This window comes from Marvinbryantia sp. (assembly GCF_047017445.1).
Taxonomy (GTDB): domain Bacteria; phylum Bacillota; class Clostridia; order Lachnospirales; family Lachnospiraceae; genus Marvinbryantia.
Map to the genome: position 1 here is coordinate 340,752 of NZ_JBKXTT010000003.1, position 17,110 is coordinate 357,861.

The 17,110-nt window shown below is 51.7% G+C and carries 15 protein-coding genes; all 15 read left to right on the forward strand.

Features of this window, described 5'->3' with window-relative positions:
* Window positions 1–175 precede the first annotated feature (175 nt).
* Window positions 176–1,330 carry an ABC transporter substrate-binding protein gene (locus ACLU9Q_RS05240; protein WP_296835510.1) on the forward strand — a complete coding sequence of 385 codons (1,155 nt, stop codon included), beginning with the start codon at window positions 176–178 and terminating at the stop codon, window positions 1,328–1,330.
* A gap of 201 nt (window positions 1,331–1,531) precedes the next feature.
* Complete coding sequence (locus ACLU9Q_RS05245) at window positions 1,532–2,416, forward strand: branched-chain amino acid ABC transporter permease (RefSeq protein ID WP_296835508.1); 885 nt, start codon at window positions 1,532–1,534, stop codon at window positions 2,414–2,416.
* Window positions 2,417–2,425: 9 nt separating this feature from the next.
* Window positions 2,426–3,499: a branched-chain amino acid ABC transporter permease gene (locus ACLU9Q_RS05250; protein ID WP_296908352.1), complete on the forward strand. Its 1,074-nt coding sequence runs from the start codon at window positions 2,426–2,428 to the stop codon at window positions 3,497–3,499.
* Between the two features lies 1 nt (window position 3,500).
* Window positions 3,501–4,259 carry an ABC transporter ATP-binding protein gene (locus ACLU9Q_RS05255; protein WP_296835504.1) on the forward strand — a complete coding sequence of 253 codons (759 nt, stop codon included), beginning with the start codon at window positions 3,501–3,503 and terminating at the stop codon, window positions 4,257–4,259.
* Between the two features lie 14 nt (window positions 4,260–4,273).
* On the forward strand, window positions 4,274–4,984 hold the full coding sequence (locus ACLU9Q_RS05260) for an ABC transporter ATP-binding protein (protein ID WP_296835502.1): 711 nt from the start codon (window positions 4,274–4,276) through the stop codon (window positions 4,982–4,984).
* A gap of 371 nt (window positions 4,985–5,355) precedes the next feature.
* Entirely contained in the window at window positions 5,356–6,162 is an 807-nt protein-coding gene (locus ACLU9Q_RS05265) for a tyrosine-type recombinase/integrase (protein ID WP_296835500.1), read from the forward strand.
* A gap of 461 nt (window positions 6,163–6,623) precedes the next feature.
* Window positions 6,624–8,978 carry a DUF5979 domain-containing protein gene (locus tag ACLU9Q_RS05270; protein WP_412624693.1) on the forward strand — a complete coding sequence of 785 codons (2,355 nt, stop codon included), beginning with the start codon at window positions 6,624–6,626 and terminating at the stop codon, window positions 8,976–8,978.
* Entirely contained in the window at window positions 8,978–9,697 is a 720-nt protein-coding gene (gene lepB, locus ACLU9Q_RS05275) for a signal peptidase I (RefSeq protein ID WP_412624694.1), read from the forward strand. The genes ACLU9Q_RS05270 and lepB overlap by 1 nt, the downstream gene beginning before the upstream one ends.
* Window positions 9,698–9,830: 133 nt before the next feature.
* Entirely contained in the window at window positions 9,831–10,850 is a 1,020-nt protein-coding gene (locus ACLU9Q_RS05280; protein ID WP_412624695.1) for a Spy0128 family protein, read from the forward strand.
* Between the two features lie 281 nt (window positions 10,851–11,131).
* On the forward strand, window positions 11,132–11,902 hold the full coding sequence (srtB, locus tag ACLU9Q_RS05285; RefSeq protein ID WP_412624697.1) for a class B sortase: 771 nt from the start codon (window positions 11,132–11,134) through the stop codon (window positions 11,900–11,902).
* 47 nt (window positions 11,903–11,949) lie between these two features.
* Complete coding sequence (locus ACLU9Q_RS05290; protein WP_412624698.1) at window positions 11,950–12,669, forward strand: Spy0128 family protein; 720 nt, start codon at window positions 11,950–11,952, stop codon at window positions 12,667–12,669.
* Window positions 12,653–13,594 carry a transcriptional regulator gene (locus ACLU9Q_RS05295; protein ID WP_412624699.1) on the forward strand — a complete coding sequence of 314 codons (942 nt, stop codon included), beginning with the start codon at window positions 12,653–12,655 and terminating at the stop codon, window positions 13,592–13,594. The genes ACLU9Q_RS05290 and ACLU9Q_RS05295 overlap by 17 nt, the downstream gene beginning before the upstream one ends.
* A gap of 313 nt (window positions 13,595–13,907) precedes the next feature.
* The gene (locus tag ACLU9Q_RS05300; protein WP_296835487.1) at window positions 13,908–14,537 is read left to right on the forward strand and encodes an AAA family ATPase; all 630 of its coding nucleotides are present in this window, start codon (window positions 13,908–13,910) and stop codon (window positions 14,535–14,537) included.
* Between the two features lies 1 nt (window position 14,538).
* Window positions 14,539–15,714: a phosphopentomutase gene (locus tag ACLU9Q_RS05305; RefSeq protein ID WP_412624700.1), complete on the forward strand. Its 1,176-nt coding sequence runs from the start codon at window positions 14,539–14,541 to the stop codon at window positions 15,712–15,714.
* A 31-nt stretch (window positions 15,715–15,745) separates the two neighbouring features.
* Window positions 15,746–17,068, forward strand: a complete 1,323-nt coding sequence (locus tag ACLU9Q_RS05310; RefSeq protein WP_412624701.1) for a pyrimidine-nucleoside phosphorylase — start codon at window positions 15,746–15,748, stop codon at window positions 17,066–17,068.
* The last annotated feature ends 42 nt before the right edge of the window (window positions 17,069–17,110 follow it).

Genomic DNA, 17,110 nt, shown 5'->3' on the forward strand with positions numbered 1-17,110 from the left:
TCAAAGTCATCCTTTCCCATGCAAGCATGGAACGTATGACTTTCGACGCCCTGGCATCAAGAAAATAAATGGTTTTAATGCTTTATATCCATGATAAGGAAGCGAAAAAAACATTGACAAATAAGGCGTTGCGGGGTTATCATTAATTTCAAATTTATAAAGGAGGAAAAGAATTATGAAAAAATTTAACAAAGCAGTCAGCGTTGTTATGGCGGCGGCTATGGTTGCAGGCGTTCTGGCAGTGCCGGCAGCAGCAGAAGAAGGTACCTTCAAGATTGGCGTAATCGGACCGATGACAGGCGACTATGCACAGTACGGCACGAATGTATACAATGCAGCAAAAATTGCGATCGATGAAGTAAACGCAAACGGCGGCTTCAACGGCTATCAGGTTGAGCTTCTGGACGCAGGCGACGACCAGGGCGATGCTGAGAAGGCGATCAACGCATACAACGACCTTCTGGACAAGGGTATGCAGATGCTCTGCGGTACCGTTACCTCCGGTGCCTGCATCGCAGTAGGCGGTGAGGCAGCAGAGAGCACCTTCCTGTTCACACCGTCCGGAAGCGCGGTAGATTGTATCACAGCAGGCTCCAACGAGTTCCGTATGTGCTTCACAGACCCGATGCAGGGTTCCAAATCCGCTCAGTACATCTCTGAGAACGGACTTGCTACCAAGATCGCGATCCTGTACGATTCTTCCACAGACTACAACGTAGGTATCCACGATGCATTCGTAGAGGCAGCTCCGGGATATGGTCTGGAGGTTGTTGCAGATGAAGCATACACCACAGACAGCAACACAGACTTCTCCGTACAGCTTTCCAAGATCAAAGAGAGCGGCGCAGAGCTTCTGTTCCTGCCGAACTACTATTCTGACTGTGCGCTGATCCTGCAGCAGGCGGCAGACGCTCAGCTGGATGTGAAATTCTTTGGCGTAGACGGTATGGACGGTATCCTTTCCGTAGAAAACTTTGATACCTCTCTGGCAGAGGGCGTTATGCTCCTTACTCCGTTCTCCGCAACCGCAGAGGATGAGGCGACTGTAAACTTCGTAACCGCATACGGCGAAGCAAACAACGGCGAGACGCCGAACCAGTTTGCAGCAGACGCTTACGATGTAATTTACGCTATGCAGGCAGCAGCAAACGATGCAGGCATCACACCGGATATGTCCAACGAGGACATCAGCGCGGCAATGTCCGCTTCCATGCTGAACATTGAGATCGACGGTCTTACAGGTGCAGCAAAATGGACCGAAGAGGGCGAATGCGATAAGGAGCCGAAGGCTGTTGTGATCAAAGACGGTGTTTATGAAATGATGCAGTAATATTTTCCGCAGTGTTTTGATGCGAAAGACACTTCCCCGATAACAGGGGGATTGCCGTTTAAGAAACGGGGGACGGTACCTGTGAGGAAGGCGCCGTCTCTCTGTTTTTATATAACAGGAACGGATGTGTAGCTGTCCTTTCCTGTTATGTAAAAACAAAGGACCACTGAGAAAACACACAGAATATTTATGAGGTGTACTATGAGTTTTATTTCCTATTTAAAAGACGGCATTAGCCTTGGCAGTATCTATGCGATCATCGCCCTTGGATATACCATGGTGTACGGCATTGCGAAGATGTTGAACTTCGCTCATGGAGACGTCATTATGGTCGGCGCCTTTGTAATCCTCACGGCGATCACAAAAGCCGGGCTGTCTCCGCTGCTGTCTGTTCTTCTGGCTGTTGTATTGTGTACGGTTCTTGGCGTCGTTATTGAGATGGTCGCCTATCGCCCGCTCAGAAAAGCGTCGTCCAATCTGGCAGTGCTGATCACGGCAATCGGTGTCAGCTATCTGCTGCAGAATCTGGCGCTGCTGATCTTCGGCGCAGATGCAAAGAGCTTCGTGACCGTGATCAACGTGCCGACGCTGGTACTGTTTGACGGACAGCTTACCATCAAGGGTATTACCATTGTGACGATCGCCGCATGTATCATTATCATGTGCGGTCTGACCTTCTTTGTAAACAAGACGAAGCCGGGGCGCGCGATGCAGGCGGTTTCAGAGGACCGCGACGCGGCGCAGCTTATGGGCGTGAATGTAAATTCCACCATTTCCCTCACTTTCGCGATCGGTTCCGGGCTTGCTGCGATCGCCGGACTGCTTCTCTGCTCGGCATACCCCACGCTGACGCCGTACACCGGCGCGATGCCGGGCATCAAGGCATTTGTTGCGGCAGTATTCGGCGGCATCGGCTCGATTCCGGGCGCGATGATCGGCGGCATTCTGCTTGGCGTTATTGAGATTTTCGGAAAAGCCTACATTTCTTCCCAGGTAGCGGACGCGATCGTGTTTGCGGTGCTGATCATCGTGCTTCTGGTAAAGCCCACCGGACTGTTTGGCAAGAATGTACAGGAGAAAGTGTAGGTGGCGGATATGAAAAAAGGTATGAGTAAGACATCAAAAAATAATTATATCACGTACGCGATGGTGATCGTTATTTTCATCGTTGTGCAGACACTTTCCGCGACGGGCAACCTGTCCAGGCTGCTCACGGGACTTCTGGTGCCGCTCTGCGTCTATACGATCGCGGCGCTCTCCTTGAACCTGGTCGTTGGATTTTCGGGAGAGCTGAGTCTGGGACACGCCGGATTCATGTGCGTCGGCGCTTATTCCAGCGCGCTGTTTTCCAATGTGTTTGCGGACACGATCCCGTCTGTGCCAAGATTGATCCTCGCAATTCTGATCGGCGCGGCAGTGGCGGCAGTCTTCGGCGTGCTGATCGGCATCCCGGTTCTGAGACTTCGCGGCGATTATCTTGCGATCGTTACGCTGGCATTCGGCGAGATCATTAAGAACCTTATCAACGTGCTGTATGTGGGCGTGGATGAAAACGGACTTCATGTGGCGGCAAGCTCGGCAGGGCTTAAAATGGCTGCAGGCGGCAAACAGATCATGAAGGGCGCGCTCGGTATTTCGGGCACGGCTGCCTTATATAAGGATATCAAGGATTATTTCTTTATCATAGGCGTGATTCTGATTCTGATCACTCTGTTTATTGTGCAGAATCTGGTAAATTCCAGAAGTGGGCGCGCGATCATGTCCACCAGGGACAACCGTATTGCGGCGGAATCCGTGGGCATCAGTGTGACAAAATATAAGCTGATGGCGTTTACGATTTCTGCGGCGCTTGCCGGGGTAGCCGGAGTGCTTTATGCCCACAATCTTTCCATGCTGAAGGTATCCACCTTCGACTATAACCTGTCGATCCTGATCCTGGTATACGTGGTGCTCGGCGGCATCGGAAATCTGCGCGGTTCCATTATTGCGACGATCATCCTGTATGCGCTTCCGGAGCTGCTGCGCGGATTCTCCACCTACCGTATGCTGATCTACGCAATTGTGCTGATCGCGATGATGCTGTTTAACTGGGCGCCTGCGGCGCGCAATTGGAGAAGCCGTATGCTGGAGAAGCTGAAGGGCGGCAGAAAGAAAAAGGAGGCGGCTTAACATGGCAATGCTTGAAGTAAACAATTTGTCCATTCAGTTTGGCGGTCTCCGTGCAGTGGATGGTTTTCATGTTTCGATAGAAAAAGGGCGTCTGTACGGTCTTATCGGACCGAACGGCGCCGGAAAAACGACGATCTTTAATCTGCTGACGGGTGTATATAAGCCGACCGAGGGTATGATCCGCCTGGACGGGGAGGATATTACCGGAAAGAGCACCATTGAGATCAACAAGGCCGGGATTGCAAGAACCTTCCAGAATATCCGTCTGTTCGGCGCGATGTCGGTGCTTGACAATGTAAAGGTTGGTCTGCACAACGATCATAAATATTCGACGCTTGCGGGAATCCTGCGTCTGCCTTCTTATTTTAAGCAGGAAAAGGAAATGAATGAAAAGGCGATGGAGCTTCTGCGGGTGTTCGGGCTGGACGGCGAGGCGGAGTATCTGGCGTCCAACCTTCCCTACGGCAAACAGCGCAAGCTGGAGATCGCGCGCGCGATGGCGACGAACCCGAAGCTTTTGCTGCTCGACGAGCCGGCGGCGGGCATGAACCCCAACGAGACGGCGGAGCTGATGAAGACGATTCACTTTGTACGCGATAATTTTGACATGACGATCCTTCTGATCGAGCACGACATGAAGCTGGTTTCCGGTATCTGTGAGGAACTGACGGTGCTGAATTTCGGACAGGTACTCTGCCAGGGCAAGACAGCGGAGGTGCTGAGCGATCCGCAGGTTATCACGGCATATCTTGGAGAATAGGAGGGAAATGAGACATGGCAATGCTTGAGATCAAGGATCTGGAAGTATTTTACGGCGTGATTCAGGCCATCAAGGGAATTTCCTTCGAGGTAAACGAGGGCGAGGTCGTTGCGCTGATTGGCGCAAACGGCGCCGGCAAGACGACGACCCTGCAGACAATTACCGGTCTTCTGAGTCCGAAAAAGGGAAGCATTTTATTTGAAGGACAGGAGCTCACCAAAGTTCCGGCGCATAAGATCGTCAGCCTGGGAATGGCGCATGTACCGGAGGGACGCCGCGTGTTTGCGCAGTTTACGGTGTATCAGAACCTGCTGATGGGCGCCTATACCAGAAAAGATAAAAATGAGATCGAGGCAAGTCTGGCGGAGGTCTACAAACGCTTCCCGCGTCTTGAGGAGCGCAAAAACCAGATTGCCGGAACGCTCTCCGGCGGCGAGCAGCAGATGCTTGCCATGGGACGTGCGCTGATGTCCAAGCCGCGCATCATTCTGATGGATGAACCCTCGATGGGACTTTCGCCTATCCTGGTAAATGAAATCTTCGACATCATCCAGAGCGTGAGCGCCAGCGGCACGACCGTACTCCTGGTAGAGCAGAATGCGAAAAAAGCGCTCTCTATTGCGGATCGCGCTTACGTGCTCGAAACCGGAAAGATCGTGCAGTCGGGCAAGGCGGAGACGCTGCTCAACGATGATTCCATTAAGAAGGCATACCTTGGAGAATAAAGAAGCAGTTTATAGCTGTAAGTGCCAGAAGGCATTTGCAGCTATTTTGTTTTGCTGCATATAGTCCGGAAGCATCCGGTGTGGGAGACATATCCTGCGCCGGATGCTTTTTTGGTGCCATGCATCCGAAGGGAGCTGCCGGCGGCGGGTCCTGTAGGTTGCCATGCATCCGAAGGGAGCTGCCGGCGGCGAGTCTTGTAGGTTGCCATGCATCCGAAGGGAGCTGCCGGTGGCAGGTCCTGTAGGTGGAGCAGATTGTGTCGTGGTCAGACGGATATGGCTTGCAAAGTTTTTTTCATCTGGGGCATACTATGAGGAACACCGGCGGGCAGTGCGCCGGAAAGCTTCAGAAGAAAAGAGAGGGATAGCATATGGCACATTTACTGGAAAAGACCATGCTGCAGGAATTTCAAAACCAGCTAAAGGGGGAGGAAAAGGCGCAGGCAACGATTGAAAAATACGTGCGGGATGTCAGCGCATTTTTTGCGTATGTAAAGGAAGAAAATGAAATCGACAAATATACCGTAATTGCATACAAGGAATACCTGACGGAGCATTATGCGGCGGCAAGTGTGAATTCCATGCTGGCAGCTGTCAATGCATTCCTGAAAATGATGGGATGGCACGAATGCACGGTAAAGGCGCTGAAAATCCAGAAGGAAGCCTTTCGCGCGCGGGAACGGGATCTGACAAAGGCGGAGTATTTCCGTCTCCTGGATGCAGCGGGGAAAAAGAAAAACCAGCGGCTGTACTGGATGATGCAGGTGCTCTGCGCGACGGGCATCCGGGTGAGCGAGCTGCGGTATATCACGGTAGAAGCCCTGCAGACCGGATGTGCGACGGTAAGCTCCAAGGGAAAACAGCGGACCGTGCTGCTGTCGGCACCGCTGTGCAGAAAGCTGAGAAAATACGTGGCTGGACAGAAAATAACCGGAGGAAGTATTTTTGTCACCAGGAGTGGGAAACCGGTCGACCGCAGCAACATCTGCCACGAAATGAAAGCGCTCTGCGGCGAAGCGGGAATCTGCCGGGAAAAAGTATTCCCGCACAATCTCCGGCACCTGTTTGCAGTCACATATTATAAGATGAAAAAGGATATATCCCATCTGGCAGATTTACTGGGACATGCGAGCATCAATACCACGCGGATCTACACGCTGGTCAGCAGCGAGGAGTAGAAACGCCAGATTGAATATCTGGGACTTGTGGTCTGAATGGGGAAGGATGACGAAGGGATTCGGAAGCAGAGGCGGACGATGAAAGGCTCCGGGAGCGGGGAGGCGCACAGCTTCAGCCGCATCCGCGTCAGTGCCGGAGAACACAAAAAAACCGCATAATGTCTGTTATGCGGTAAAAGAGCAGTCATTACATATGTATCTATCTGTTAACAGTTACTATTCTAGCATCATAGTAGTGAAAATTCAATACTAAATTTCCACAAAAAACGGACCGACAGGGAAAAATTTTCTTCGGCCTTGTTCCAGTCTGCCTTTAAATGGCATCTTATTCAATTCTCATGCGGCGGATTATCGGTTACCGGTATCCGTTACCGCAGAAAATACCCCATAACAGACATTATGCAGTAAACAGGCTGTTGGTTGGCAGTGCATCTGAAAAAAAGAAGAATGGAGAATGTGGAATGCAGAGGAAAGTGAAAAAATCATTGACATTCCTGATGGCGCTGGTCATGGTAATGTCCCTGGTCTGCGGAAGCGGCTTTTCCGTAATAGCAGAGGAAACCGGGCTGACAGAACTTGCCACGGACAGCGGCACGGAAGCGGAAACACCAGCTGCCGTTCCGGAGACAGAGCCGCCGGCAGCCATCCAGGAGGAAACAACCGGGCTGACGGAGGCGGAAACGGTACCGGTGGAAACCGAAACGACTGGGGAAACTGTTCCTAACGAGACATGGACGGAAAATATCAGTGAGGGCGGGACGGAATTCTCGGAAAATGTGACAGAGAATGCTGGTGAACCCAGCAGTGAAATAACCAGCGAGACAGCCGGTGAAGCGGTCACCGAAATAACCGGCGAAACCACAAGCGAAGCGGTCAGTGAAAGCGGAAGCGAAAACCTTACAGAGAAAGCAACTTCTGAGAGTGAAAGCGAAACGGCAGAGGCGACCGAAAAGGAAAAACCGGAATTTACATACCGTACAACCGTGAACGGAATTACCGTAAGCATCCATGCTCCGGAGGGTATCCTTCCGGCAGGGACAACTGTGACGGTGGAGCCGCTTGCAGCGGACGTGCTTGATACTGCCGAGCAGACAATCAACGACACGCTGGGAGAAAAAGAAGTTGTCCAGCTCATCGGTTTCGACATCACCTTCTACGATGCCGACGGCAATGAAATGCATGATCTGGACGGTTCGGTCCGCATCGAATACTCCGGCATGGACATCGTGGATGAGGCCGAAGAAGCGCGTGTCTATCACGCAGATGAAAACGGAAACATCACCGACACACTGACGGAAGCAGCAGCCCCGTCTGGTACGGTGGGGTTTACATCCGATAAATTCTCCCCAGTGCTGTACGCAGTATATGCGGAGGATGATGGGATTTCTGCTGCGGCAATAACAGGACCAAATACGGTTACTGTTGGAGAAACAATTAGTTTAAATGGGACTGGTAATTATGACTACTGGTCTTCTAGCAACTCATATGTTGCTACAGTAGATAATAATGGAAATGTAACAGGTGTTGTGCAGGGCGAGGTAACAATTAGTCATGCTGTTAGGTTTGATTATGGGATATATGATTGGGTGTATGAATATTACGAGGTTAAGGTTGTCCCAACAGCAGAAGGCGCGAATGAGGGAGCCCAGGTCTACTGCCTGCTGACACCTACCAGTGACCCGAACAGTAACGACACAGGTCAGTGGGGCAGTGTTGTTACATCCGGTGGAGATAATGCAACGGTAAAGATACCGGGTACAGCAAGTGGGGCATGGACTGCTAACAAAAATATTTTCAAGCAGACATCAGAGCTTTCACAATATATTGTATCATGGCCAGATGGTTCTACGGGTCCAACCTGGACTGTGAGCAACACAACCACATATGCGACATTATTTGATGAAGTTTTTCGAAACTACAAGACTGAACTGGAAAAAAATAATGGGATTACAGGTTTGACGATGGAAGATATTGAGGAAATTACTCTGATTCCATATAAGATTTCAAAGAATAATAGTACGAATCCAGATAAACACATTGACTGTACAATCAGCGTAAAGTGTAAAAAAGCTTACGCAGTAAGATTCGATGTCCAGAAGCCAGGCGAAGCAGGATATACAAATGTACACGCCGAGAATAAAGCAATTATTAATAATGCTCCGGAAGCAATTCAGAAATATGTGGATGCTGAAAAGGTTCCTGCAGAAATAGTGGGTGATGACGGCATCACTTATGTGTTTGATGGCTGGTACAATGAGGCAAATGAGAAGGTCAGAGAGGAAAGGTGGACAGCTGGCTATGTCCCCAGTGATGTTGAATTGGAAGATGGTACAGTGTATTTTACTGCAAAGTATAAACCAGCGAATACCAGCATTACCATTGAAAAGCAGGTAACCGGTGGTCTGGGAGACCGCACGAAAGAATTCCACTTTACTTATAGTTATGATGGCATGGAGAAGGATACGAATAACACCTTCACTTTGACGCATGGAGGAACAAAAACGATTGATAACATTCCGGTCGGAACAGAATTAACGCTGACTGAAACGAATGCCAATGGTTATAACGTTAGTGCAACATATGGAGGAAAAGATCTGACAGCATCGCAAGGTGAGAATGGTTCTGCAACGTTTAAGGTCAAGGTTACTGCTAACGGAACAGTTGTCGTTACCAATAACAAGGAAGGTTCTCCGGATACCGGCATTACGCTGGATTCACTTCCGTACATCGTTATTCTGGCAGTTGTAATTGTGGGAGCGGTTCTGTTCGTTATAGGCAGACGTAAGAAATATCGCGCCGGTCAGCGGAGAAAGTAATGACGACTGAAAGACGGGAGAGAGCCAGAGAGACGCAGGAACAGAATACATACAGGGAACAGCCGGTGCAAAAACAGGCTGATTACAGAAATCCACCGGCGCCGGGACGGGAACCATACAGAGAACGCCCTGTGCGGGAGCGCGATGAATATGGGGAACGCCCCGCACAGGAGCGCCGGGGACGCCGAAGCGGTGCGCGGGCTGCGCGCGAAGAAAAGCAGAGGCGGCAGGAAGAAATCCGGAAAGGTTATGTAAGCTTGCTCATCCGGATCGTGCTGCTTGCGGCAGCAGGCTGGCTTCTTCTCACACAGGTTTTTCTGATTACACAGGTTTCCGGGAACGGCATGTTCCCGGCATTGAAAGACGGCGATCTGGTATTTGCGTTCCGGCTGCAGCAGGAATACGCAAAAAAAGATGTCGTGGTTTACGAGGTGGACGGGCAGGAGTACATCGGACGAATCGCCGCCCGCGGGACGGATGTGGTGACGCTGGATGACAGCGGAACGCTTCTTGTAAACGGTACGGTACAGAGCGGGGAGATTCTCTATCCGACCTATGCGGAAGGAGAACTTGAGTATCCTTACGTGGTACCGGAAGGATATGTCTTTGTGCTCGGTGATTACCGGACACAGACAACAGACAGCCGGACACTTGGGGCGATTCCAATGGGGGACGTGAAAGGGAAAGTAATCACCATTCTCCGCCGGAGGGGATTATAGAATAGCGGGCAAAGCGCAAAGCAAAGAGCAGACAGCGCAGGGCAAAGCGCCGCAGGGCGCAGGTCACACAGTATGATAAGCCGGAAGGCTGTTCATAAAAATAAATTTATAAAATTCCAGGGAGGAAAAATTCATGAAAATGAAAAAAATTGCAGCAATTATTTTTTCAGCAGCTATGGTGCTGAACATGGGAGCCGCGGCGATGGCAGAGGGAAGCATTACTGTTGGAGACAAGACTTATTCCGACAGCACGACTGTGACGATTGACAAGGTATATAAGCTGGTAGGTGAAGGAACATCTCCGGCAGAAACCTTTACACTGACACAGATTGGTGAGGGTGTAGTAGTAGATGGCGATGCTCCATCGGCACCGGCTTTAGAAACTATTACTGGAGCAACATATGCAAGTGGTGCGGCTTCTGCGAATGGAACTAGTGGAACAATCACAGTAGAGCTGCCAACGTATACAACAGTTGGCGTTTACGAGTATACGCTGCAGGAGACTAATAATAATACTGCTGGCGTAACTTATCGTCCTGAGACGATTAAGCTGGTTGTAACTGTTATGCAGGGCGATGACGGAAAAGTCCGTGTAGCAGCGGTGCATACGGAGGAAAGTGGACAGAAGAAAGATACTTTTGATAATACTTATTCTGCAGGTTCTCTTGCCGTAACTAAGAATGTTACCGGTAACATGGGTGACAAAGACAAAGAATTTACAGTAAAGGTTACGTTTAATGCTCCGAATGGAAAGTCTATTAGAGAAGCTATCACATACACCGATGGTACTGAGGAAAAAACTATTCCTGCAAACTGGGGTGACGGCACTGCAAGTGCAGATATTACTCTGAAACATGGTGAGACTGTGACATTTGAGAACATTCCTTATGACGTTACCTATACAGTAGTTGAGAATGATTACACGGCAGATGGTTATGACGTAGCAAGCTATAAGATGAATGGCATCGATGCGAGTGATGGAAGTGGAATGATTGATTCCGCAGCAGATACAGTAGAAATTACCAACAACAAAGGCGGTGAAGTTGACACCGGCATCAACCTTGACAGCATGCCGTACATCATGATTCTTGCTCTGGTTGCAGTATGCGCAGTAGTTATGTTCGCAAGAAAGCGTTTCTCTGCAAACCGCTAAATCCATCTTAAGTCACTGCGGATGCGGGACAGGATCCGGCAAAATGTCTGTCAGAAAGGCAGGGCAGTAAAGTGCCGGGATGACAGAACGGCGCGGTAATAAAATTACGCGGTAAAAAACTGACGCGGCGACAAAACAATGCGATAACAAAACAACGCTGTAAGCAAATAACGCAATAACAGACGACAAGAAAAACAAGATGACAGAATAAGAGGCGGAACCTCTCCCCGGAGCTGCTCCGGGGAGGGCGGGAAGCCGCATGATACAGGGAGTGGAACTGTATGCGTTTGGCGGGAGCATTTTTGAGGGCGGCAAATGCCCTTGTCTCCTTTGTGGTAGCCCTGTGTCTCTGCACGGCAGGGCTGTACTCCGTATATGCGCTGTGGGACAACAACAGAGTATATTCGACGGCGGAGGATGTGCGTGCGGATATGATGAAGCTGAAGCCGACGGTGATTGAAGTGGGCGGCGCTTCCTTTGAAGAGCTTCTGGCAGTCAATCCCGATGTCTGTGCGTGGGTTACTATAGACAACACCAATATTGATTACCCCGTTTTGCAGGGGGCAACAAACCTTACTTATATTAATACCGATGTATACGGGAACTTTGCGATGGCAGGCAGCATTTTTCTGGATTCCCGCAGCGACCGCGGATTTGGCGACACGTATTCGCTTCTCTACGGACATCACATGGCGAACGGAAATATGTTTGGAGACCTCGATAAATTTGAGGAGGAGACCTTTTTCCGGAAAAATAAGACAGGAACTCTGATTTTGCCGGACAGAACCTATGACCTGGAAATCTATGCCTGCATGCTGGTGACGGCGTCCGAGGATGCAATCTTCGACCCGCAGCAGTATCAGGATGATATAAATTCCCTGCTGGATTTTGTGGAACAGAATGCACTGTACTACGATGCGGATACGGTTGCAGAACTGCGGCAGACGGACGGAAGCAGCCAGATTCTGGCGCTTTCCACCTGCTCTTCAGAATTCACAGATGCAAGAACCATTATTCTGACAGTGATGAAGCCACGTAACAGCGCAGCTTAGCGGAACTGCTGCGGAGCCACATGTCAGCGAACAGGAGGATATGAAAAATGAAAACATGGAAACGAGGAATTCTGATGGCGCTGGTGCTTACTGTATTTGGGGCGTTTGGATATGCACCGTCAGAGGCAATGGCGGCAGAAGGGCTGGTTACAGAGGTTCCGGTGCAGATTTCCCTGACCGGGACGCTTCCGGAGGAGGCGGAGGATTTTTCTGTTGTTCTGGAGGCGGACGATGCATCCGCACCGATGCCGGAGGGCAGCGACGGCGCGGTCTGCACCCTGGTAATCTCCGGGGAAGGGACGCAGAGCTTTCCGGTAATCCGTTTTCCGAGGGTGGGCATTTACCGTTACACGATCAGCCAGCAGGGCGGTTCCAATGTGGACTGCACATATGATAATTCCGTATATCATCTGATTGTCACCGTGACAAATGATGAGGCGGGCGGTCTCGGCGCGGTATCCGTGCTGTACCGCAATGAGGAGAGCGAGAAGCTGGACTGCGCTTCCTTTGTAAATGTTTATGTGACAGAGACGGAAACTGAGACAGAATCAAAGACGGAAACGGAATCAGAAACGGAAACCGAAAAGCAGACAGAAAAACAGACGGAAGCGAAGAAGAGTGATGCGCCAAAGACCGGCGATTCCACAAATCTGATACTCTGGACTGTGCTGATGGGAGCTGCGGTGGTTATCGTCGCTGCCGCAATCCTGGCGAAAAAGAAGCTGACGGCAGGAAATGGCGGTAAGAATTATGGCGGGGAAGAGTAAAAATCTGGTTGGACAGCGGTTCGGTCATCTGACCGTGTTGGAAAAGACGCCGGAGAGATTCTGCGGCTACGTGGTCTGGCGCTGCCGCTGCGACTGCGGGCAGGAGACGCTGGCGAACACAAAGTACCTGCAGCGGGGGACGACAACGGACTGCGGCTGTATCTCGAAAAATTCTTCACGGGGCAGGAACACTGCCGCCGACCTTACCGGCCAGCAGTTCGGACATCTGACGGTACAGTCGCGCGCGGAGAGCCGCCGCGGGCATATGTACTGGAACTGCCGGTGCGACTGCGGCAATACGAAAATCGTATCGTCGCACAGCTTAAAATCTGGAAAGGCAACGAGCTGCGGCTGCGAAAATCTCTGGATGCACCATATGAAGGACGATCTTGCCGGCCAGCGGTTCGGACGGCTGGTGGCGCTGGCGCCCACGAAGGAAAAAAGCAAAAAGTCGTCGGTGTACTGGCACTGCCGCTGTGACTGCGGAAGAGAAGTGGAAGTTACGCGGGATGCCCTCCTCAGCGGCACGCAGAAAAGCTGCGGCTGTCTGCGCCGGGAGGTGCAGGACGGCATCCGGGATCGTCTGACGCGGGTGGACGGCACCTGCATCGAATGGCTGGAAAAGCGGAAATACCGCAGCGACAATACCAGCGGCTTCCGCGGCGTGAACAGGACCGCGCGTGGCGGCTACCGGGTAAATATCGGCTTCAAGGGGCGCCGCTTCTATCTGGGAAGATATAAGACTTTCGACGAGGCGGTGCAGGCGCGTCTGGAGGCGGAGGAGCTGATTCACGGCGGCTTTGTGAAAAGCTACCGCCAGTGGAATGAAAAAGCGCAGGCGGACGCCGCGTGGGCAGAGCAGAATCCGCTCGTCTTCGAGGTGGTAAAAGAAAAAGACGGGCTTCATGTCGTATCCAGTGTGTAACAGTCAGCATCGAGAGAACAGTAATCGGCTCGCAAATATACATATCATGAAAAAACTTCCGGCGGATTTTACCTTTGTTTCTCCGACGGAGCTGTCGGACCGGCGGCGGGAAAATGTTCCTGCCGCCGGTCGTTTTTTACGCCTGCTTATGTATTGAGAGAATTCTGATCCGGCAGAAAAGCGTACGATCCAATATGCAGGATACTTTCTCCATCGGTCCAGGGCTTTGCAGATCTGTCGTTTTTATTTGTTGCGAAGTCGGCAAACATAGGTTATACTGTACATAGAAAAAAGTGACTAAAGGAGGGATATTATGCGCAATATTATTGTAACAGTTGCCAGGCAGTACGGCAGCGGAGGAAAAACGGTCGCGGAGATGTACGCGAGGAAGAACGGCATTCCCTGCTATGGAAGAGATATTTTAAGAAAAGCGTCCGACGAGAGCGGAATTAACGAGGCCTTGTTTGCGCAGGTGGATGAAAAGCTGAAAAACGGTTCCCTGTTTGGGATTTCGAAAAAAATTTACCGCGGGGAGCTTCTGCCGCCGTCCAGCGACGAGTTTACCTCTCCGCAGAATCTGTTTAATTACCAGGCGAAGGTCATCCGCGACCTTGCGGATAAGGGACCGTGCGCGTTCGTGGGACGCTGCGCGGATTTTGTGCTGACGGACCGGACAAATGTGGTGAGCGTGTTTGTCCATGCGCCGAAGGACTACTGCCTGGAGCAGGCAAGGCTGCGCAATTCCATGTCCACGGCGGAGCTGGAAAAATTCATCGCAAAGACGGATAAATTCCGCGGCGATTTTTACCGCTATTATACCGGACGCGAGTGGAACGATGCCAGAAACTACGATCTTTGTCTGGACAGCAGCAAGCTGGGCTTTGACAAGTGCGTGGAGGCAATTGAGGCATATATTAATGTGAGATTTAAGGAGCTGGGATGATATGAATATAAACAGAGTATTTGTGATCGTGCTTGACAGCTACGGTATCGGGCACGCGCCGGATGCGGCGGATTTTGGGGATGAGGGCGCAAACACGCTCGGAACGATCCGCAGATCAAAAGAATACCATACGCCGAACATGGAAAAGCTTGGCCTTTTCTGCATCGACGGCGTGGAACCAATTGAAAATCAGCCGCCGCTTACGGGCGCGTTCGGCAGGCTGACAGAGGCTTCGCGCGGCAAGGATACCACTATCGGGCATTGGGAGATTGCCGGAATCATTTCCGAAAAACCTCTTCCGACCTACCCGGACGGCTTTCCGCAGGAGGTGCTTGATGAGCTGGAGAAGGCGACCGGACGCGGGATTTTGTGCAACAAGCCCTATTCCGGCACGCAGGTGATCGCCGATTACGGGGAAGAACATATGAAGACCGGCAAGCTGATCGTCTATACCTCGGCGGACAGCGTGCTGCAGATCGCGGCGCATGAGGACGTGGTTCCGTTGGAGACACTATATGATTACTGTCACAAGGCGCGCGAGATCATGCTGGGCGAGCACAGCGTGGGACGTGTGATCGCGCGGCCGTTTGTCGGGACGCCGGGTAATTTTACGAGAACGCCGCACCGTCACGATTATTCGCTGGAGCCGCCGGCACAGACGATGATGGATGTGATCGTGGAGAACGGTATGGATACCCTTGGCGTTGGAAAAATTTTCGATATTTTCGCAGGAAAGAATATCCAGCGCACCGTATCTATCACCAACAACGTGGACGGCATGGAAAAAACGCTGGAATTCCAGAAGGAAGACTTCCACGGACTTTGCTTTGTAAATCTGGTGGACTTTGATATGCTTTACGGACACCGCAACGATATCGAAGGCTACGCGAAGGCGGCGACCGTATTTGACGAACAGCTCGGCACATTCCTGGAGCGGATGCGCGAGGACGATGTGCTGTTTATCACGGCGGATCATGGCTGTGATCCGGGCTATCCGGGAACTGACCACACCAGAGAGCAGATCCCGGTGATGGTGTGCGGCGCGGCGGTGAAGGCGGGCGTCAACCTGGGCACCGGCAATACCTACGCGAATATCGGCGCGACCGTGCTGGATATGCTTGGACTGAAGGGAAATATTAAGGGCGAGAGCTTTTATGACCGTATTGCGAAGCTCTGATTATGACGGATAAGCGGAAGGAGATAAGCGTATGAGAATGTACGATTTAATCGAAAAGAAGCGTAACGGCGGCGAGCTGTCCGAGGCGGAGATCCGCTGGCTTATTTCCGGTTATGTTTCCGGGGATATCCCGGATTATCAGATGTCGGCGATGCTGATGGCGATTTATTTCCGCGGAATGAGCGACCAGGAGACCTGGATCATGACGGACGCGGTGGCGCATTCCGGAGATATGGTCGATCTGTCGCCGATCGAGGGCGTAAAGGTGGATAAACATTCAACCGGCGGTGTCGGTGACAAGACGACGCTCGTTATCGCTCCAATCGTGGCGGCGTGCGGCGTGAAGGTGGCGAAGATGTCCGGCAGAGGGCTTGGTCACACTGGCGGAACCGTCGATAAGATGGAAAGTATTCCGGGGCTGCGCACCGACCTCGACCGTGAGGAATTTTTTGCAGTGGTAAATAAAACGGGCATCGCGGTGATCGGACAGTCGGGCAACCTGACGCCGGCGGACAAAAAGCTTTACGCGCTGCGTGACGTGACGGCGACGGTGGACAGCATTCCGCTGATCGCAGTGTCTATTATGGGCAAAAAGCTGGCGGCGGGCAACGATGCGATCCTGCTGGATGTGACGACCGGAAGCGGCGCGTTTATGAAAAAGAAAGAGGACGCGATCGAGCTGGCGCTGAAAATGACGGCAATTGGCGAGGCGGCAGGAAAGAAAACGGCTGCGCTGATCACCGATATGGATACTCCGCTCGGTTTTGCAATTGGAAATGCGATGGAGGTTGCTGAATCGGTCGAAGTGTTGAAGGGAGGCGGTCCCGCGGACCTGAAAGAGGTTTGCCTGGCGCTTGCCTCCAATATGCTGTACCTTGCACAGCAGGGAACGCTTTCGGAATGCCGCGTAAAGGCGCAGGAGGCGATCGACAGCGGAAGAGCGCTTGAGCGTCTGGCGGCGATGGTGGAGGCGCAGGGCGGCGATCCGCGGTACGTATACGACACCAGTCTCTTTGCACAGGCACCGTACTGCTGCGAGGTTGTCGCGCAGGCGGACGGCTATATTGCCCACATGAATGCGGAGAGTATTGGCATTGCATCGTCCATGCTCGGCGCGGGACGCGAGACGGTGGACAGCGTGATCGATCCGGCGGCCGGCATTCTCCTGGTGAAAAAGACCGGAGACGCCGTAAAGAAGGGCGAGGTGATCGCAAAGCTCTATGCGTCGAAGGAGGAGCTGTTTGCGGCAGCAAAAAAGCGTTACCAGGAGGCAGTCACGATCGCGGATACCTGCCCGAAGGAGGGACCGCTGGTACTGGCAAGAGTAGAAAAAGGAAATGTGGAGAATTATTAGTAACAGAGGAGTTACAAATTTAAATATAATAAGAAGGAGAGA